Origin of the sequence: Thermobaculum terrenum ATCC BAA-798 (genome assembly GCF_000025005.1) — a bacterium.
In the GTDB taxonomy this organism is placed as follows: domain Bacteria; phylum Chloroflexota; class Chloroflexia; order Thermobaculales; family Thermobaculaceae; genus Thermobaculum; species Thermobaculum terrenum.
Genome location: NC_013525.1, coordinates 765,689 through 785,139 on the forward strand (window position 1 = coordinate 765,689; position 19,451 = coordinate 785,139).

Genomic DNA, 19,451 nt, shown 5'->3' on the forward strand with positions numbered 1-19,451 from the left:
TGCCGGCTAAGAGTCAAAAGTCGTGTAGCATATGGTCTATATACTATGTGAGTATAGCTGAAGTATATGTTATAATCGCGGCCAACTCACATATATTGTGAGCAGGAGAGAAAAGTTTTCGGGAGGGACTAACATGCCTGGAAAGACAGAATTAATAAATCAGGTGGCAGAACGTACTGGTATGACTAAGTCGCAGGTCCAGAAAGTGTTCGAAGAGATGTTGAGTGAAATCAGATCCTCTCTTGAGAAGGGGGAGGACGTGATCATAAGAGGCTTTGGAACTTTCAAGGTTACTGAAAGGTCACCCAGGAAGGGTAGAAACCCCCGAACTGGTGAGGAGATAGAGATACCTGGAGGGAAGAGAGTTACCTTCAGGATGAGCAAATAGCTTACATTAATGGGACTGTTGATAACTGGCATATCAGTTATCAACAGTCCTCTTCTTTCTGCTTTGCTCGGTGTGCTTGCACCCATTTAGCAGCTAAGTCCGGCCTAACTTGTTGTGTCCTCTTAAGGGCTTGTTCTAATCGCCAACTGGCGATGGCCTGGTGGTTGCCGCTGAGCAGGATGTCAGGGACTTTCATGTCCCTGAACTCTGCTGGTCTTGTATATTGTGGGTATTCTAATAGCCCGGAGGTAAAAGACTCCTCCTTCTTGGACTCCTCGTCTATAACTCCTGGTACCAGGCGGGCTACGGCGTCTATTACCACCATTGCCGGTAGTTCGCCACCGCTTAGGACGTAATCCCCTATAGATAATTCCATGGTTGCAAGGTGTTCCCTAACCCTTTCATCAACGCCCTCATAATGTCCGCATATCAGGGCCAGGCGCTTTTTCTGAGATAGCTTCTCGGCAAGTTTTTGCTCAAATCTTCGACCACTTGCACTCATCAAAATGATGGGTGTATCTCCTCTTTCCTCAGGGGATTTCCCGAGAACCTCTTCCACTGCCAGGAATATAGGCTCGGGCTTCATGACCATGCCTGGCCCGCCTCCATATGGATAATCGTCGGTGGTTTTATGTTTGTCTGTGGCCCAATCACGAATATTATGAATATGTATCTGGATTATGCCTCTTTCAACTGCTCGCTTGATTATGCTCTCGGTAAGTGGTCCCTGAAACATCTGTGGAAAGAGGGTAAAGACATCAAATCTCATAACTAACTTACCCTCTCTAGAATTTTTTCGGGTATTAGGGATCTAACTATTATCTCTAATTCCTTCTGCCTAAACATCACGCTTACTAATACATAGACAATTAATCCGCAGGTTACAGGTGCCAATACTTGCAGGAATAGGTTTGAAGATGCAAATTGCTGCGTTACGTAGATTACCGGAACTATCGATGCGCTGGCGACTATCTGCTTACCTATAGATGTGAAGAATGTTCTGTCCAAGAGGTTACCAATGCTAACAGATAGATAAATAATCAGTATCGTAGAGTTGACTAGTGCCGAGGTAATAAAGCCGATTACCACACTCTCTATGCCCATCCTGCTGATAAGCAGCTCAACGATAGAAATATTACAGATCGTTCCTAACAGAGAGCTAATAACTGGAGGCAGGGTTTTGGATAATGCATAGCTAGCCCTGGGTAGTAGGTCGAGCATGCCATAGCCGACCATCCCAAGACTCATGAGTGAGAGTATGCTTGCGGTGGCTATGGTATCGGATCGGCCAAACTTTCCGTGCTCGTAGAGAAGTCTTATCACCTGTGTGCTTATTAGTCCTAATCCTATGGATGCGGGAAGTATAATAAACGTTACGGTGGTAATAGAGCTTTGAAGTAACCTTCTAAAGCTTTCTAGTTCCCTTTCTACAGCATTCTGTGACAGCCTCGGTAGAGTAACTGTTCCTATGCTAGCGCTGAAGACGCTTATAGGGAGAAAGAATACCACCCAGGCTAGGCGGAAAGCAGCTACTTCCGCTGGACCAATTCTGCTAGCGAATGCTACAGCTATTAGTAGGTTTATCTGTATTGTTGCTTGACAGAAGAGTCTTGGACCCATGTGCAAGAGGATGTCTTTTACCTCCCAACTTAGGCTACTTATTCCCAGACCTTTACTCAAACCAAGTCTTGCTAGTTGGGGTATGTGTAGCAGCAGGAACAGCATAGCACCTATGACTACTCCTGAGGCTATGCCTATCATCCCGAACATTGGATATAAGAATATCGCGGAGGCAATAATACTAAGATTGTAAAAGATCGGAGCTATGGCAGGGATGAGGAATTTTTCGTACGACTGAAGTATGGATGTAGCTACCGTGGATAAGCTTAGAAAGATAGGTTGCAGCAGCACTAGTCTCAGTAACTCCGACGTGAGTTGAGGAACTCTGGGATCGTTAGATCCTCTGAGAAGAACATGGTCTACTATGTACGGTGTCAACAACCATATGAGTGTGCATGTGATCAGGGTACCTATACCGATTACCAACAGTATATCCTTAGCTAGTTTCAGTGCATATCTTTCCCCTTTATTGCCCTTTACTTCGAGGAACTTCGGAATGAAAGTGGATGCAAGTGCACCTCCGGATAGGAGGACAAATATCGTGTCTGGTATCTGCATTGCCAATACATAAGCGCTAAACTGGTAGTTAGCACCTGTATGGGCTACTATGATTTGATCTCGAAGTAAACCTAATAGTCTGCTTACTATAAAAGCAAGGGTGGTGATTATGGCAAAACGTGCTAGTCGCTTATCCACCTTTATTTTGTCTCAGTTTATGGTATATTACTAGTTTGAGTCTTCTACGAGGATTTCGCTAAAAAAGTATTGACTCGTAGGATGATTACTTGTTATTATAAAGGGCCGCATTCTATCTAGAGAGAGTTTGTGATAGAGCTTTTCACAAAACAAGAGATTTGGCCAGTCTCATTTCCCCCAAGTTTTGAGGAGAGTAGTAAATGACGAACACCTCGCAGGTCAGACCTAGCGTTGAAGCTCAGACACGTCCAGCATCTAAAGTTCAAAGAAAATCCTATGCTCGTATACCAGATACCATTGAAATGCCCAACCTCATTCAGATCCAGTTGGATTCATTTAACTGGTTTAAGGAGGAAGGGCTTCAGGAGCTCTTTGATGAAATAAATCCAGTAGTAGACTTCACTGGTCGTCTAATGGAGCTCCGTTTCGATAAGCCAGATTCCGGTCAGTTCTTTGGGGAGCCCAGGTATACCGAAAAGGAGTGCAGAGAAAGAGATTTCACTTATTCCGCACCCTTGAAGGTGAAGGCTACCCTGCTGGTCAAGGAGACCGGTGAGATAAAGGAGCAGGAGATATTTCTGGGTGACTTCCCTCTCATGACCGAGAAGGGTACCTTCGTTATAAATGGAGCTGAGAGGGTGGTTGTCTCCCAGCTTGTTAGATCGCCAGGCGTGTATTTCAAGGATGTATTCGATGAAGCCAGTGGTAAGACCCTCTGGACCGCAAAGCTTATACCGAACCGTGGGGCCTGGCTCGAGTTCGAGACCTCTAACAAAGATGTGCTATATGTCAAGGTAGATCGCAAGCGCAAGATTCCTGTGACCGTTCTCCTGAGAGCAGTTGCTGCCATAGATTCAGAGGTTGTTGAGGCTGAAGGCGACATGGGCCCAACTACTCCTGGTACAGATGAGTGGCTATGGGCTCTATATGGTAAGGTTAGTCGCGATGGCCGCTACCAGAATCTTGCAGCTACGATCGAGCGAGATCCAACAAAGAACAGCCAGGAAGCTTTGGTGGAGCTTTACCGGAGGCTTAGACCTGGCGATCCTCCCAACCCTGAGAATGCTCGTACGTTGTTGCGTCAGTTGCTATTTGACCCCCGCAGATACGATCTGGCTAGGGTCGGTAGATATAAGCTCACTCGCAAGTGGGAACAGCTACGCGAGGTAGTTGCGAGGTCTAATGGCCCCACATTTGATTTCGAGATCGATAGCCGGGTGTACGGTGAAAGGCTAAGAACGATAACGGGACGCGACCTGATCAACATCGTAGGGAACCTTATAAGGTTGAATAACCTACCTCCTGGCAGCGAGGAGGAAGGGGACGATATAGATCATCTGGGTAATAGGCGAGTCAGGGCGGTTGGTGAGCTGATACAAAATCAGTTCCGCGTTGGTCTGCTCCGTATGGAGAGGGTCATAAAGGAGCGCATGTCCATCCAGGATGCTGAGAGTGCTACTCCTAACAACCTGATAAACATCCGGCCTGTAGTGGCCGCTATGCGAGAATTCTTTGGCGGCAGCCAGCTATCGCAGTTCATGGATCAGGTGAACGCGCTCTCAGAGATCAACCACAAGAGAAGATTGTCTGCTCTTGGTCCTGGTGGTCTTAGCAGAGATAGAGCTGGTCTGGATGTGCGCGATGTGCACCCATCTCACTATGGACGTATATGTCCTATTGAGACTCCTGAAGGTCCTAACATCGGGCTTATTGGTCAGTTGGCAACGTATGCCAGGATCAATGAATATGGTTTCATCGAGACTCCTTACCGGAAGGTAGTGAAGTCGGTACCTGGTGATTCTATCGATGCCATGGTTGGCCATATAACCAGGGAGCCTATAATGGACTCCAACGGTCAAGAAGTTGTGCCTGTAGGTACTGAGATAACCCGGGAGGTGGCTGAGAAGATAGTCGCCCTAGGTCTTGATGAAATCAAGGTCAAGCCTAGGGTCTTGAACGAGGTTGAGTACCTGTCGGCTGATAGGGAAGATCTGTTTACTGTTGCTCAGGCCAACTCTCCTCTCGATGAGAGAGGTTACTTCCTTGAGGATAGAGTCGAGGCTCGAGCTAGCATTCGCCTGCGTCGTGGAGGCACAGAGTTCATGATCGTCCCAGTTGATGAGGTGGACTACGTTGATGCCTCTCCGAAGCAGGTCGTCAGTGTAGCGAGTTCGTTGATTCCGTTCCTTGAGCATGATGATGCTAACAGGGCTCTGATGGGTGCCAACATGCAGAGGCAGGCTGTGCCTCTGTTGGTGCCTGATTCTCCAGTGGTTGGCACAGGTGTCGAGGCTCAGGTTGCCCGAGATAGCGGTCAGGTGGTGATAGCTAAGGCGGACGGTATCGTGCGTAGTGTTACTGCCGAGAGGATAGTTGTCGAGGAAGACGACGGGAACCTGAGGACCTACGAGCTCGAGAAGTTCGTTCGCACTAACCAGGATACGCTTCTCAACCAGCGTCCGATAGTTAACAAGGGCGATAGGATCTATGCTGGACAGATAATCGCTGATTCCGCCAGCACAAGCAATGGCGAAATAGCCCTCGGCCAGAATGTGCTTGTGGCGTTCATGCCGTGGGAGGGAGGTAACTTTGAGGATGCTGTGCTGATCAGCGAGAGGCTAGTGAGAGATGACGTATATACCTCGATACATATCGAGAAGTACGAGGTAGAGGCACGTGATACCAAGCTCGGGCCGGAGGAGATAACTCGTGATATCCCCAACGTGGGCGAAGAGGCACTGGCTAACTTGGATGAGAGAGGCATAGTCTATGTAGGCGCTGAGGTCAAGCCCAACGACATACTCGTGGGTAAAGTCACACCTAAGGGTGAGACGGAAATGACTGCTGAAGAGCGCCTGCTAAGAGCTATATTCTCGGAGAAGGCCCGTGATGTTAGAGATACTAGCCTCCGGGTTCCCAATGGTGTGCACGGCCAGGTGATCGACGTAAAGGTGTTCACGCGGGTTGAAAATGATGACCTGCCGGCTGGTGTAAACCAGATGGTCAGGGTGATGATAGCCCAGAAGAGAAAGATAAGCGAGGGCGATAAGGTCGCGGGTAGGCACGGTAATAAGGGCGTTATATCCAGGATACTCCCGATAGAGGATATGCCCTTCCTACCAGATGGTAGACCCGTGGATGTTATCCTGAACCCGATAGGTGTGCCCTCAAGAATGAACTTGGGACAGATCCTGGAGTGCCATCTTGGATGGGCGGCTAGTACTCTTGGCTTCAAGGTGGCGTGTCCTGTTTTCGATGGAGCTTCTGAGGAGATGATCAAGGAAGAGCTCCGCAGGGCAGGGCTACCAGAAGATGGAAAGATAGAGTTGTACGATGGTCGTACGGGCGAGAAGTTTGATCAGCCAGTGGCTGTGGGTGTCATGTACATCATGAAGCTGGCTCACTTGGTGGAGGACAAGATACATGCTCGATCCACAGGTCCTTACAGCCTAGTTACCCAGCAGCCTCTGGGAGGCAAGGCTCAGTTCGGTGGCCAGAGGTTTGGCGAGATGGAAGTATGGGCTCTCGAAGCATACGGAGCTGCCTATACTTTGCAGGAAATGCTCACTGTCAAGTCTGATGATACAGTTGGTAGAGTCCGTACTTACGAGGCGATAGTCAAGGGTGAGCCAATAAGTGGTGCGGGCGTGCCAGAATCATTCAAGGTATTGATGAAAGAGCTTCAGAGCCTTGGGTTGTCTGTTGAGGTTCTCAATGAAGATTTGGTGCCGGTGTCCATATCCAGCGATGGTCAAAGTGAGTACATAAGTGATTTGGATATAGATCTAAGCCATCCTGAGAAGGGCGAATAGATCGGCAGGGAGAGTGATATGGTACAGGTTAATGAATTCGGTGCTATCAGAATAAGCCTTGCTTCACCTGAGCAAATCAGGGCTTGGAGCTATGGCGAGGTCACTAAGCCAGAAACTATAAACTATAGAACCCAGAAGCCTGAAAGAGACGGACTATTTGATGAACGTATCTTCGGACCAACTAAGGATTGGGAATGCTACTGCGGTAAGTATAAGCGTATACGCTACAGAGGCGTCATATGTGAGAAGTGCGGCGTAGAGGTCACTCGCTCCAGGGTGCGCCGTGAAAGGATGGGCCATATTGAGCTGGCGTCCCCAGTCAGCCATATATGGTTCTTCAAGGGCACTCCCAGCAGGATGGGTCTATTGCTAGATATGTCTCCTCGTAACCTGGAGCGCGTGTTGTACTTCGCCTCCTACATAGTTACCTGGGTAGATAATGAAGCTTTGGAGAAGATAAAGGCTTCCCTGGAAGAGGAGCTAGCTAGCAGGTCTGCTGAGATCGAGAGTGTGCTCTCTTCGAATATAGAAAATCTAGACCAGAGCACAAGAGATGAGGTTGCCCGAATAGAAGAGGCGGGCAGGATATCCATGGATCAGATACTGGCTGAGAAGAAAGCCAAAGTTGCTGCGATAGATGAGGAGGCTAATGCTCTTGAAGAGCAGCTCTCTTCCATGATTGGTGAGGCTGCGTCTGAGCAGATATGGTTCGGCAAGGGGCAGCCATGGCAGCATGTGTTGGTGGAAGAAGGGGAAGCCATCAACGAGTCCAGGATAGAGGAGCTGCACGACATCGTAGAGAGCGTGATAGCACGCATAGAGAGAGAGTATGACGATAAGCTTGAGCGCGCCCGTGCCCTAATGGAGGCCGAGAGGGAGCAGTTGCTCTTTGCGGGCTCCTCTGATCGCCAGAAGGTTGCTGAGCAGGCTCATAAGGAGAAAGAGGCTCTGCGCAGGCAGCTCGAGGAGAAGAAGAGGCTTCTTGATATGCTGCGCCCCATGACGCTGCTAACTGATACGGAGTACAGGCAGCTGCAGGCTGAGTTCGGTGATATTTTCCGTGCCGGCATGGGGGCAGAAGCCATCCTTGAGATACTAAAGAATATTGATCTTGATAAGCTTGCGGAAGAGCTCAGGCTTGAGATGCAGAGTTCCTCTGGACAAAGAAGGAAGAAGGCTACAAAGAGACTAAGAGTTGTAGAGGCCTTCAGGAGAAGTGGGAATAAACCTGAGTGGATGATATTCACGGCTCTTCCTGTTCTGCCTCCTGACCTGCGTCCAATGGTGCAGCTAGACGGAGGTCGGTTCGCTACTAGCGACCTGAACGATCTATATAGAAGGGTCATCAACCGCAATAATAGATTGAAGAGGTTGCAGGAGCTTGGCGCCCCTGAGATCATAATCCGTAATGAGAAGCGTATGCTGCAGGAGGCGGTTGATGCGCTGATTGATAACGGGCGTAGGGGCAGACCAGTAGCCGGCTCGAGCAAGCATAAGCTCAAGAGCCTGTCTGACATGCTCAAAGGCAAGCAGGGAAGGTTCCGCCAGAACCTGCTTGGAAAGAGGGTTGACTACTCTGGTAGATCAGTAATCGTGGTAGGTCCCGATCTTCAGCTTCATCAGTGCGGACTACCCAAGAGGATGGCGCTGGAACTGTTCAAGCCCTTCGTCATGCGCAGATTGGTTCAGAAGGGCTACGCAGTAAACATAAAGAGCGCCAAGAGAATAGTTGAGCGCATGCGCCCGGAGGTTTGGGACGTCCTCGAAGAGGTTACGAGCGAGCATCTAGTGCTCCTGAACCGCGCACCAACCCTGCATAGGCTAGGTATACAAGCCTTTGAGCCCGTGCTCATCGAAGGTTCAGCCATACAGCTTCATCCTTTGGTATGTGCAGCATTCAACGCTGACTTCGATGGTGACCAGATGGCGGTGCACCTACCGCTATCTCAGGCGGCTCAGCAGGAGGCTAAGGAGAGAATGCTCTCTAAGGTAAACCTGTTGTCGCCCTCAAACGGTGATCCGATCGTCACACCTACACACGATATAGTGTTGGGTGTCTACTATATGACCAAAGCTCGTCCTGGAGCCAAGGGAGAGGGCAAGATGTTTGCCAACCCCGAGGAGGCACAGCTTGCTTATGAGCTCGGCTACATTGACCTCCAGGCTCCCATCAAGGTGCGTCTGGGCAACAATGGAGACGCTCAGACGGTAGAGACTACTGTAGGTAGGCTTATATTCCTGGATGCTCTACCTGCTGAGATGCGGCGTGATCCTAAGCTCCTATCTGAGGTCACCGATAGGAAGGGGCTGCGTAACATTGTGGCAGAGGTTTACAGGAGGTATGGTAGAGAGCGCACAGCTCAGGTAGTAGACGTAATCAAGAGGATAGGTTTCCATTATGCCACTAAGGGTGGTATGACCATATCTGTAGATGACCTCCAGATACCTAGTATCAAGAAGGATCTGATAGCTCAGGCTAATGAAAGAGTCCGCATGGTAGATGAGGACTACGCACGCGGTCTACTCACTGCTGAGGAGCGCGAGCGAGAGACGATCAAGATATGGACAGAAACCAGGGAAGAACTTACCAAGGCCGTACAGGAGACGCTGGACGATTATGGCGCCATCAAGATGATGGCTATATCTGGTGCTCGAGGTAACATGCAACAGATCAGCCAGATGGCGGGCATGAGAGGACTGATGGCGGATCCTCTTGGCAGAATAATACCTCTGCCCATTGTCTCGAACTTCCGAGAGGGTCTATCAGTTCTGGAGTACTTCATATCTACTCACGGTGCACGTAAAGGGTTGGCAGATACGGCTCTACGAACTGCAGACTCTGGTTACCTAACGAGGCGTCTGGTAGATGTTGCCCAGGATGTGATAGTTACCGAAGATGACTGCGGTACGGAGAACGGTATAGTACTCAAGAATGAAGAGGATGAGAGCGGTCTAATACCTACCTTCTCTGAGAGACTGCTTGGTCGAGTAGCCGCCAAGCCCGTGGTCGATCCGGAGACTGGTGAGGTTATAGTTGAGCGTAATCAGGAGATCACAGAGGAGCTTAGAGACAAGATTCTAGAGCTTGGCATTCAGGAGGTAGTAGTCAGATCGCCACTTGAGTGCGAGACCTCGTTCGGTGTCTGTAGGATGTGCTATGGGCGCGACTTGGCCACAGGATCTCTGATAGAACTAGGCGAAGCAGTGGGTATTATTGCTGCTCAGTCGATCGGTGAGCCTGGTACGCAGCTAACGATGCGTACGTTCCATACAGGTGGTGTGGCTACAGAGTCCGGAGACATAACAAGTGGTCTCCCAAGGGTTGAAGAGCTATTTGAGGCCAGGACACCTAAGGGTCAGGCTCTCATATCCGAGCAGGACGGTACGGTTGAAATCACTGAGAACGAGGACGGTACTCGCAAACTGAAGATCGTCTACGAGTATCCGTTCATCGATAAGTATAAGTTCCCAGAGGGCGCTGAGTTGCTAATCGAGAGTGGCCAATCAGTTGTGCAGGGTATGGCATTGGCCAGGTGGAAGGAAGGCGATTCCTGGGCTGATATAACAGCTCGAAGGGCTGGTCAAGCTGTGATCAATGATGGTCGTATAGAAGTCTCTGGTATAACTCGAGAGGAGAAAGAGTATGTAGTACCAGCAGCTGCCAGGCTCAGAGTTGAGAATGGACAGCACGTCAACGCTGGGGATCAGCTGACGGAGGGTAACTCTAATCCTCACGATATACTTAGGATCAATGGTAGGGAAGAGGCTCAGCGATATCTCGTAGACGAGGTTCAGAGGGTCTACAGAAGCCAAGGCGTGAACACGAACGACAAGCACATAGAGATAATCGTGCGTCAGATGCTACGCAAGGTAACTATAGATGACCCTGGCGACACTGAGCTGCTCCCCGGTGAGCTTATAGATAAGTTCACCTTGATGGAGGTAAACTCCAGGGTTATAGCGGAGGGAGGTATCCCAGCTACTGCATACTATGAGTTGCTTGGAGTTACCAAGGCTTCTCTGAGGACTAGCAGCTTCCTGTCTGCAGCTTCATTCCAGGAGACAACTAGGGTCCTTACCGAAGCTGCAATAAACGGGAGCGTAGATTACCTCAGAGGGCTCAAGGAAAACGTGATCATAGGTAAGCTCATACCAGCTGGCTCTGGCTGGAAGAAGAGGACAGCCGAGGAGACTGAGCTTGCAACTGATGACCTGGCACTCATAGGACTGATGCAGACTGAGTAAAGTAGCTTGACTACTAGGGTTTCGTCTGATAAATTTATTGATTGTGGTTGGGCATCCTCAGCCCAACCACAATTGTGTGTGCATTTGCAAATGAGTAGGAAACCTAGGAGTGTTCAATGCCTACAATAAATCAGCTAGTTCGTAAGGGACGACAGAAACCAACTAAGAAGACTAAGGCTCCGGCACTTAGGTACACAAACAACGCTCTTGGTAGGTACGCTGGTAGACTTAGACCACAGCCTAAGGGAGCCCCTCAGAAGAGAGGGGTGGCTGTGCAGGTGAGAACTGTTACCCCGAAGAAGCCGAACTCGGCCCTCCGAAAGGTGGCGCGAGTCCGGCTGAGTAACGGTATGGAAGTCACCGCTTACATACCGGGAGAGGGTCACAACCTGCAGGAGCACTCTGTGGTACTCATTCGTGGCGGAAGAGTGCCTGATCTGCCAGGAGTCAGATATCACATTGTGCGTGGTGCCTTGGATACTGCTGGAGTCAAGGATAGAAAGAAGGGTCGTTCCAAGTACGGAACTAAGAAGCCTAAGTAATAATGTGCATGTGGAGGAATAAGTAGATATGCCACGTCGACCCAATTCGTTCAAGAAGCCGGAGGTCTTGCCTGATCCGCGCTACAACAGTGTGATGGTTGCCAAGTTCATAAACAAGGTAATGCGGAATGGCAAGAAGGGAGTTGCCGAGAGGATTGTATATGGGGCTTTCGACCTTGTCGGTCAACGCACAAACAGAGATCCAATGGAGGTTTTTGAGCAGGCAATCAGGAATGCAACTCCCGTGCTAGAAGTCAAGCCTCGCCGTGTTGGGGGATCGACGTATCAGGTGCCTGTGGAGATAAGAGGTGATCGCAGGCTTTCCCTAGCCATGAGATGGCTTATTCAGTCAGCTCGTGCTAGGGCTGGTAAAACCATGATCGAAAAGCTTGCAGCTGAGATAATAGATGCCTCGAATAATGTGGGTGCAACTGTCAAGAAGCGCGAGGACACCCACAGGATGGCCGAGGCTAACAAGGCATTTGCACACTATCGTTGGTAAATATTGACAATACTCTTTGAGTTCAGAGGAAGGTTAAAGTTGGCAGCGACTGTAGAAAAAGAAAGACTTACAGCACTAGAAAGAACAAGAAATATCGGTATCATCGCCCATATTGATGCCGGGAAGACCACTACTACTGAAAGAATCCTGTTCTACACAGGGCGAGTGCATAAGATGGGTGAGGTCCACGAAGGGGCCGCCACGATGGACTGGATGGAACAGGAGAGGGAGCGTGGTATTACCATTACTGCAGCTGCCACAACCTGCTTCTGGAGGGATCATAGGATCAATATCATCGATACGCCGGGCCACGTGGACTTCACCGTTGAGGTTGAGCGCTCGCTAAGGGTTTTGGATGGTGGTGTAGTGGTATTCGATGCCGTTGCTGGTGTTGAGCCGCAAAGCGAAACCGTTTGGCGTCAAGCCGACCGCTATGGTGTACCACGTATAGCTTTCGTGAACAAGATGGACAGAATGGGCGCCAACTTTGAGCGTACTGTCCAGATGATGCGCGACAGGCTGGGGTCCAACCCAGTTCCTATTCAGCTACCGATTGGGTCCGAAAGCGACTTCCAGGGCGTAGTCGACCTTATAGATTATGACGCGATCATCTATACAGATGATCTAGGTACTCGTCTAGAAGAGACCGCTATACCCTCGCATCTTGAAGCAGAAGCTGCTGCAGCCAGAGAACAAATGATAGAGGCTATAGCTGAAGCAGATGAAGAGTTCATGATGCTCTACCTGGAGGGTGAAGATATAACTCCCGATCAGATAAGGGCAGCCCTCAGGAGAGCTACAATAGCTCGTACTCTAGTGCCTGTTCTCTGCGGTGCAGCACTCAAGAACAAAGGCGTCCAGCCAATGCTGGATGCTATAGTGAACTATCTGCCATCTCCTATAGATATACCTCCTGTACGAGGGATAGATCCACGTACTGGAGAAGAGGTGGAGAGAACGGTCGATGAGAACGAACCTTTCTCGGCATTAGTGTTCAAGATTGTAGCGGATCCTTTCATAGGTAAGCTTTCTTACTTCAGAGTATACTCCGGAAGCCTTAAGGCTGGTTCCTATGTGATGAATACCACTAAGAACCAGCGAGAAAGAATAGGACGGCTCGTGCGGATGCATGCCAATCACCGAGAGGAAGTATCCGAAGTATTCGCAGGCGATATAGCCGCGGCTGTGGGTTTGAAGAATACTTTCACAGGAGATACCCTGGCTGACGAATCCGCGCCTGTGGTGCTGGAATCCATTAAATTCCCAGAGCCGGTGATATCCGTTGCTATAGAGCCTAAGACCAAGGCTGACCAGGACAAAATGGCCAATGCCTTGGCACGTTTGGCTGAGGAAGATCCAACTTTCCGCGTACAGACTGACCCTGAAAGTGGACAAACTATCATCAGCGGTATGGGTGAGCTTCACCTGGAAGTCATCGTAGACAGAATGACGCGTGAGTTCAAGGTGAACGCGAATATAGGTAGGCCACAGGTGGCATATCGCGAGACCATCACCCGCCCTGCCGAAGCGGAAGGTAGATTTGTAAGGCAGACAGGTGGCAAGGGTCAGTATGGCCACGTATGGATTAGGCTCGAACCACTAGAGGACAAGACTGGGTTCGAGTTCGTCAATCAGATCACGGGCGGTGTTATACCTCGTGAATACATCCCTGCTGTGGAGGCAGGTATAAGAGAGGCCATGGATAATGGAGTGGTAGCTGGTTATCCAGTCCTAGGAGTAAGGGCTATCTTGTACGATGGTTCTTACCACGAAGTGGACTCCAGCGAGATGGCTTTCCAGATAGCCGGTTCCATGGCTTTCAGGGCAGCTGCGCAGAAGGCAGGACCCATACTGCTGGAGCCAATAATGTTGGTGGAGGTTGTTACTCCTGAGGAGTTCATGGGAGCCGTAACTGGTGATCTCAGCTCAAGGCGGGGCCATATCGAAGGCATGGAACTAAGGGGTAATGCCCAGGCTATTAGAGCCAAAGTGCCGTTGGCTGAGATGTTTGGTTATGCTACCGATCTGCGTTCTATGACACAGGGTCGAGCATCTTACACTATGCAGTTTGATCATTACGAACCGGTTCCGCAATCTATTAGCGCTGAGATACAGGCTAGGAATAAGCGCTAAGCTTTGGAAAATAAGATAACTAACAAAATCTTTACTAAGGAGGCCTGAGGTTGGCGAAGCAGAGGTTTGAGAGGACGAAGCCGCATGTGAACGTAGGGACGATAGGGCATGTGGATCATGGGAAGACGACGTTGACGGCAGCGATCACGAAGGTGCTGGCATTGAAGGGGGAGGCGCAGTACCGGCCGTTTGAGACGATAGACAAGGCGCCTGAGGAGAGGGCGAGGGGGATAACGATTTCGATAGCGCATGTGGAGTATGAGACGGACAAGAGGCATTATGCGCATGTGGACTGTCCTGGGCATGCGGACTACATCAAGAACATGATCACGGGTGCGGCGCAGATGGATGGAGCGATTTTGGTGGTGAGTGCGCCGGATGGGCCGATGCCGCAGACGAGGGAGCACATATTGTTGGCGAGGCAGGTGGAGGTACCTGCGATAGTGGTGTTTTTGAACAAGGTGGACATGATGGATGATCCGGAGCTGTTGGAGCTGGTGGAGATGGAGGTGAGGGAGCTATTGACGCGGTATGGATTTCCTGGGGATGAGGTGCCGATCATACGTGGGAGTGCGCTCAGGGCGTTGGAGAGCAGCAGCACGGACATCAATGCTCCGGAGTATCAGCCGATATTGGAGTTGATGGATGCGGTAGATGAGTACATACCGACGCCGCAGAGGGCTGTGGACAAGCCGTTTTTGATGCCGATAGAGGACGTATTTGCGATCAAGGGTAGGGGGACGGTAGTAACTGGTAGAGTAGAGAGGGGTAGGATCAAGGTAGGTGACACGGTAGAGATAGTAGGGTTGAGGGCAGAGAGGCGGAGCACGGTAGTGACGGGTGTGGAGATGTTCCAGAAGACGTTGGATGAGGGGGTAGCAGGAGATAACATAGGGTGTTTGTTGAGGGGGATAGAGAGGACAGAGGTAGAGCGGGGTATGGTGTTGGCGGCGCCAGGGAGCATCAACCCGCACACCAGGTTCAGAGCTGAGGTATACGTGTTGTCGAAGGAGGAGGGAGGCAGGCACACACCGTTCTTCAGTGGGTACAGGCCGCAGTTTTACATTCGGACGACGGATGTGACAGGGGAGGTGAAGCTGCCTGAGGGGGTAGAGATGGTGGTGCCTGGGGACAATGTGAACTTGGAGGTGGAGCTGATAGCGCCTGTGGCGATAGAGGAGGGGTTGAGGTTTGCTATCAGGGAGGGTGGACGCACAGTGGGCGCTGGCGTCGTTACCCAAATCCTAGAGTAATTACCATTATAGGATGACGAAACTAGTCTGGAGCAGGTATAATAGCCTGCTCCAGACTTTGGTACGACTGGTGTTCCATTGGGTTTGAAAACTTTTAGTATCAGGAGAAGAGCGTGTCCAAGCAGAAGATACGCATCCGTCTAAAGGCATATGATCATAAACTTTTGGATCAGTCGGCTCAACAGATAGTTGAGACGGCTCAGAGGACAGGCGCGCAAGTAGCCGGGCCTGTGCCCTTGCCGACTGAGATAAAGAGGTTCACCGTGATCAGAAGTCCTTTCATAGATAAGGACTCTCAGGAGCAGTTTGAGATTCGCACTCACAAGAGATTGATCGATGTGCTAGAGCCTAGAAGGCAAACTATATCTGAATTAATGAGCTTGAATCTACCCGCAGGGGTAGATATAGAGATCAAACTGTAAGGCGAGAGCTATGGTTGAAGGTTTGATAGGTAAAAAAATTGGAATGACTCATATTTTTGATGAAAACGGCCGTTTTGTGCCCGTTACTGTGATACAGGCAGGGCCGAATTTCGTGACCTTCATTAAAACTAAAGAGCGCGATGGTTACGAGGCTGTACAGCTGGGTTTCGAAGAAGTCAAGAAACTCAAAAAGCCGGAAAGAGGACATCTAAAGAATTTGCCACCGCTCAGGCATCTCAGAGAGTTCAAAGCAGATAACATCTCTGAGTTGCAGGTTGGGCAGAAGGTGGATGCTTCTATATTCCAGGCTGGAGAAAAAGTTGATGTAACGGGCACCTCGAAGGGTAAAGGTTTTACTGGTGTGGTTAAGCGCCATGGCTTCGGGGGAGGACCAAAGACTCACGGTCAATCAGATAGACACCGAGCTCCAGGATCGATAGGTGCTACTACCACCCCCGGTAAGGTGCTCAAAGGGCAGAGAATGGCTGGTCGAGCTGGAGGCGAGCGTGTTACAGTGAAGAGGCTCACCGTGGTAGCTGTAGATACGGATCGCAACCTGCTATTGGTCAAGGGTGCCGTCCCCGGAGCCAATGGTGGTCTTCTGCAGATTCGCAAGGCGAAATAAATCTATTAGGTGACGGAGAGGGAAGTGCAACTACCAGTTTATAACCTAAATGGTGATATAGTTTCTCAGCTAGAGGTGAGCGATCTCGTATTTGGCATTCAGCCAAATCTTGCCGTCATGCACCAGGCACTGGTGCGTCAACTTGCTAACGCTCGCACTGGCACTCATGACACTCGTACTCGTGCCGAAGTAAGTGGTGGAGGTCGCAAACCGTGGCGTCAGAAGGGTACAGGTAGGGCTCGCCAGGGTAGCATACGGGCTCCTCAATGGAGGGGAGGCGGTGTGGTTTTCGGGCCCCACCCCCGCAGCTATGAGCAGAGGATGCCTCGCAAGATGCGTAGATTGGCGCTTCGTAGTGCTCTATCTCAGAAAGTAGCTGAGGAGAGGTTGTTAGTAGTTACTGGCCTTTCTGAGATAGAACCCCGTACGAAAGCAATGATAGCTGCTCTGGAGAAGCTAGGCCTTGCTGGTCAAAAGGTACTCATCGCGACTAACGGTCGTAATGAGTCCGTACAGAAGGCAGGGTCTAACCTTCCTAATGTAAAGGTCATACACGCTTCTAATCTAAATATCGCCGACCTATTGAAGTACGATTATTTATTCTTGGAAGACGGAGCGGTAAATTCCCTACAGGAAATTCTGCTGCGTAGCGTGGGGAAGCGTCGAGCAGCTCAATTCACGGAGGCGACTAGCTAATGAATGCCTACGATGTTATCAAGCGACCAGTAATTACAGAGAAGAACACCTTCTTGATGGATCAGGGGCAGTACACTTTTGAAGTTGACCCTAAGTCTACAAAACATGATGTAAAGGCAGCCGTGGAGGAGATATTCAAGGTCAACGTGCTGGCTGTCAACACGATCAACGTACCATCTAAGGTCAAGCTTAAGAGGAGAAGAGGCGGTAGGCCAATCGTAGGGAGAACCTCTTCTTGGAAAAAGGCTATCGTCAAGCTTGCTCCTGGTCAGAGAATCGAGATTTTTGAAGGGGTCTAGAATTACGAGGTAAGGTGAGTCAAGATGCCTATAAAGAAGTATAAGCCGACATCACCAGGAAGAAGGGGCATGACGGTCTCCACTTTTGAGGAGATCACTAAGGCTGAACCTGAGAAGAGTTTGCTCAAGCCCCTTGTCAAGGAAGCCGGTCGTAACTCTCAGGGTAAGATTACGGTTCGTCACAGAGGTGGCGGTCATAAGCGGAAGTATAGAGTAATCGACTTCAAGAGAGATAAGTTCGATGTGCCCGGCGTGGTTGTTGCTATAGAATACGACCCAAATAGGTCTGCCCGTATAGCGCTTATTCAATATGCTGATGGAGAGAAGCGCTACATAATAGCACCAAATGGGCTCCGGGTAGGCGATAGAGTCATGAGCGGTCCTAATGCTGAGATAAGAGTGGGTAATGCTTTGCCACTGAGCAAGATCCCGATAGGAACTCAGATCCATAACGTTGAGCTCACACCTGGAAAGGGTGGACAGCTTGCTAGAAGCGCCGGACAGTCCGCTCAGTTGGTTGCAAGAGAAGGGGATTATGCCACTCTTCGACTGCCTTCGGGTGAGTTTAGGATGGTTAGAGTTGAATGCATGGCCACCATCGGACAAGTGGGTAATCTGGAACATGAGCTTATAAATATCGGTAAAGCAGGTAGATCCAGGTGGCTCGGCAGGAGGCCCGTGGTTCGCGGTTCTGTAATGAACCCGAGAGACCATCCGCATGGCGGTGGTGAGGGTAAGGCACCCATCGGAGGTCAACCCAAGACGAAGTGGGGTAAGCCTGCAATGGGTGTCAAGACTAGAAAATCTAAGCCAAGCGACAAATACATAGTACGTCGCAGGAAGTAAGGGGGTTCTGCCTATGTCTAGGAGTACAAAGAAGGGACCATTTGTAGATCCCAAGCTGTTGAAGAAGATACAAGAGATGAATGCTCGTGGAGAGCGCCGTATTATCAGGACTTGGTCGAGAGCTAGCACCATCTTTCCTGATATGGTTGGTCATACGATAGCTGTCCATGATGGGCGTAGGCATGTCCCCATTTATATAACTGAAAATATGGTGGGTCATAAGCTTGGAGAGTTTGCACCAACCCGTACTTTCAGGGGACATGGTGGTGCGACGGAAAGATCTACTAGGTTGAAGTAGGGTTTGCGAGATGAAAGTAAGAGCTACAACCAGATATGTGAGGACTTCGCCTAGAAAGGCGCGCCTGGTAGCAGATGTGATAAGAGGTAAGTCGGTAGGAGAAGCCCTTGCCATTCTTCGCTATACTAATAAGGCTGTGGCAAGGGATTTCGATAAGCTTCTACGCTCTGCTATAGCTAACGCAGAAAACAACTACGAGCTGGACGCGGATACTCTCTACGTTGCAGAGGTTTATGCCGACGATGGCCCGAGGTTTAAGAGATGGCGTCCAGCAAGCAGAGGTAGAGCACATCCATATGTCAAGCGCACATCACACCTTACAGTAGTGCTTGATCAGAGATAAAGCGGAGATCAGGTAGGAGGAACAGTTTTGGGTAGAAAAGTAAACCCTATAGGATTTAGGCTCGGAGGCATAAAGACTTGGGAGAGCAGGTGGTTTGCTGAGCGTAACTACACTCAGCAACTGCACGAGGACATAAAGATTAGATCGACAGTCTTCAACAGACTGTCGAACGCTGGCATATCTCATGTTGTCATAAGTAGATCGGGCGACGATCTCAACGTTACAGTCTACACCGCTAAACCTGGAGTGGTTATAGGTAAAGGCGGTGCTACGGTGGATGCTCTGCGTACCGAGTTGGAAAATATGACTGGAAAGAAGGTAACGCTCAACATTGAAGAAGTGAGACAGCCTGAATTGGATGCTCAGCTTGTTGCTGATAGTATCGCAGAGCAGATAAGCAAGAGAGTGTCCTATAAGAGGGCTATGAAGCAAGCCGTACAGAGGGCTATGCGTGCTGGAGCTAAGGGCATAAAAATCAGGGTTTCAGGACTGGTTGGAGGCCCCTCTAGCATGTCGAGATCGATCGTTGAGATAGACGGTCGTGTGCCACTGCAAACCATCCGAGCCGACATCGACTACGCCCAAGTACATGCTTATACACCTGGAGGTCGTATAGGCGTCAAAGTCTGGATTTATAAGGGTGATGTGCTACCTGAAGCAGAAACTTCAGGCCAGGCTGCTACCACAGAGCTGGTAGGCTCTAGGTAGTGGCTAGTAAGCGTTGGAGGAGC

General features: G+C 50.0%; 17 protein-coding genes. 15 read left to right on the forward strand and 2 right to left on the reverse strand.

What is annotated here, in order from left to right; all coding sequences use genetic code 11:
• Nucleotides 1–133: 133 nt before the first annotated feature.
• Nucleotides 134–388, forward strand: coding sequence for an HU family DNA-binding protein (locus TTER_RS03535; protein WP_012874657.1), 255 nt, complete (start codon nucleotides 134–136; stop codon nucleotides 386–388).
• A 40-nt stretch (nucleotides 389–428) separates the two neighbouring features.
• Here the strand turns inward: TTER_RS03535 and trmD are convergent, their stop codons facing one another.
• Both trmD and murJ read right to left on the reverse strand, forming a co-directional pair.
• Nucleotides 429–1,157, reverse strand: a complete 729-nt coding sequence (gene trmD, locus TTER_RS03540) for a tRNA (guanosine(37)-N1)-methyltransferase TrmD (protein ID WP_012874658.1) — start codon at nucleotides 1,155–1,157, stop codon at nucleotides 429–431.
• A gap of 2 nt (nucleotides 1,158–1,159) precedes the next feature.
• Complete coding sequence (murJ, locus tag TTER_RS03545) at nucleotides 1,160–2,704, reverse strand: murein biosynthesis integral membrane protein MurJ (RefSeq protein ID WP_012874659.1); 1,545 nt, start codon at nucleotides 2,702–2,704, stop codon at nucleotides 1,160–1,162.
• Between the two features lie 200 nt (nucleotides 2,705–2,904).
• On the opposite strand from murJ, the gene rpoB reads away from it, so the two are divergent.
• The 14 genes from rpoB to rpsC all read left to right on the forward strand — a co-directional run bounded on the left by rpoB (nucleotide 2,905) and on the right by rpsC (nucleotide 19,428).
• Nucleotides 2,905–6,516, forward strand: a complete 3,612-nt coding sequence (gene rpoB / locus TTER_RS03550; RefSeq protein WP_012874660.1) for a DNA-directed RNA polymerase subunit beta — start codon at nucleotides 2,905–2,907, stop codon at nucleotides 6,514–6,516.
• Nucleotides 6,517–6,534: 18 nt separating this feature from the next.
• On the forward strand, nucleotides 6,535–10,761 hold the full coding sequence (rpoC, locus tag TTER_RS03555) for a DNA-directed RNA polymerase subunit beta' (RefSeq protein ID WP_012874661.1): 4,227 nt from the start codon (nucleotides 6,535–6,537) through the stop codon (nucleotides 10,759–10,761).
• A 116-nt stretch (nucleotides 10,762–10,877) separates the two neighbouring features.
• Nucleotides 10,878–11,303: a 30S ribosomal protein S12 gene (gene rpsL / locus TTER_RS03560; protein ID WP_012874662.1), complete on the forward strand. Its 426-nt coding sequence runs from the start codon at nucleotides 10,878–10,880 to the stop codon at nucleotides 11,301–11,303.
• Between the two features lie 28 nt (nucleotides 11,304–11,331).
• The gene (gene rpsG, locus TTER_RS03565) at nucleotides 11,332–11,805 is read left to right on the forward strand and encodes a 30S ribosomal protein S7 (protein WP_012874663.1); all 474 of its coding nucleotides are present in this window, start codon (nucleotides 11,332–11,334) and stop codon (nucleotides 11,803–11,805) included.
• 39 nt (nucleotides 11,806–11,844) lie between these two features.
• Complete coding sequence (fusA, locus tag TTER_RS03570) at nucleotides 11,845–13,938, forward strand: elongation factor G (RefSeq protein ID WP_012874664.1); 2,094 nt, start codon at nucleotides 11,845–11,847, stop codon at nucleotides 13,936–13,938.
• 50 nt (nucleotides 13,939–13,988) lie between these two features.
• The gene (gene tuf, locus TTER_RS03575; protein WP_012874665.1) at nucleotides 13,989–15,191 is read left to right on the forward strand and encodes an elongation factor Tu; all 1,203 of its coding nucleotides are present in this window, start codon (nucleotides 13,989–13,991) and stop codon (nucleotides 15,189–15,191) included.
• Nucleotides 15,192–15,304: 113 nt separating this feature from the next.
• Complete coding sequence (rpsJ, locus tag TTER_RS03580; RefSeq protein WP_012874666.1) at nucleotides 15,305–15,613, forward strand: 30S ribosomal protein S10; 309 nt, start codon at nucleotides 15,305–15,307, stop codon at nucleotides 15,611–15,613.
• 10 nt (nucleotides 15,614–15,623) lie between these two features.
• Nucleotides 15,624–16,238 carry a 50S ribosomal protein L3 gene (rplC, locus tag TTER_RS03585; protein WP_012874667.1) on the forward strand — a complete coding sequence of 205 codons (615 nt, stop codon included), beginning with the start codon at nucleotides 15,624–15,626 and terminating at the stop codon, nucleotides 16,236–16,238.
• Nucleotides 16,239–16,262: 24 nt separating this feature from the next.
• Nucleotides 16,263–16,934, forward strand: coding sequence for a 50S ribosomal protein L4 (rplD, locus tag TTER_RS03590; RefSeq protein WP_012874668.1), 672 nt, complete (start codon nucleotides 16,263–16,265; stop codon nucleotides 16,932–16,934).
• On the forward strand, nucleotides 16,934–17,233 hold the full coding sequence (rplW, locus tag TTER_RS03595; RefSeq protein ID WP_012874669.1) for a 50S ribosomal protein L23: 300 nt from the start codon (nucleotides 16,934–16,936) through the stop codon (nucleotides 17,231–17,233). Before rplD ends, rplW begins: the two co-directional genes overlap by 1 nt.
• 24 nt (nucleotides 17,234–17,257) lie before the next feature.
• Nucleotides 17,258–18,079: a 50S ribosomal protein L2 gene (gene rplB, locus TTER_RS03600; RefSeq protein WP_012874670.1), complete on the forward strand. Its 822-nt coding sequence runs from the start codon at nucleotides 17,258–17,260 to the stop codon at nucleotides 18,077–18,079.
• 13 nt (nucleotides 18,080–18,092) lie between these two features.
• Nucleotides 18,093–18,377, forward strand: a complete 285-nt coding sequence (gene rpsS, locus TTER_RS03605) for a 30S ribosomal protein S19 (RefSeq protein WP_012874671.1) — start codon at nucleotides 18,093–18,095, stop codon at nucleotides 18,375–18,377.
• Nucleotides 18,378–18,387: 10 nt separating this feature from the next.
• On the forward strand, nucleotides 18,388–18,720 hold the full coding sequence (gene rplV, locus TTER_RS03610; RefSeq protein WP_012874672.1) for a 50S ribosomal protein L22: 333 nt from the start codon (nucleotides 18,388–18,390) through the stop codon (nucleotides 18,718–18,720).
• A 27-nt stretch (nucleotides 18,721–18,747) separates the two neighbouring features.
• Entirely contained in the window at nucleotides 18,748–19,428 is a 681-nt protein-coding gene (rpsC, locus tag TTER_RS03615; RefSeq protein WP_012874673.1) for a 30S ribosomal protein S3, read from the forward strand.
• Nucleotides 19,429–19,451: the final 23 nt, after the last annotated feature.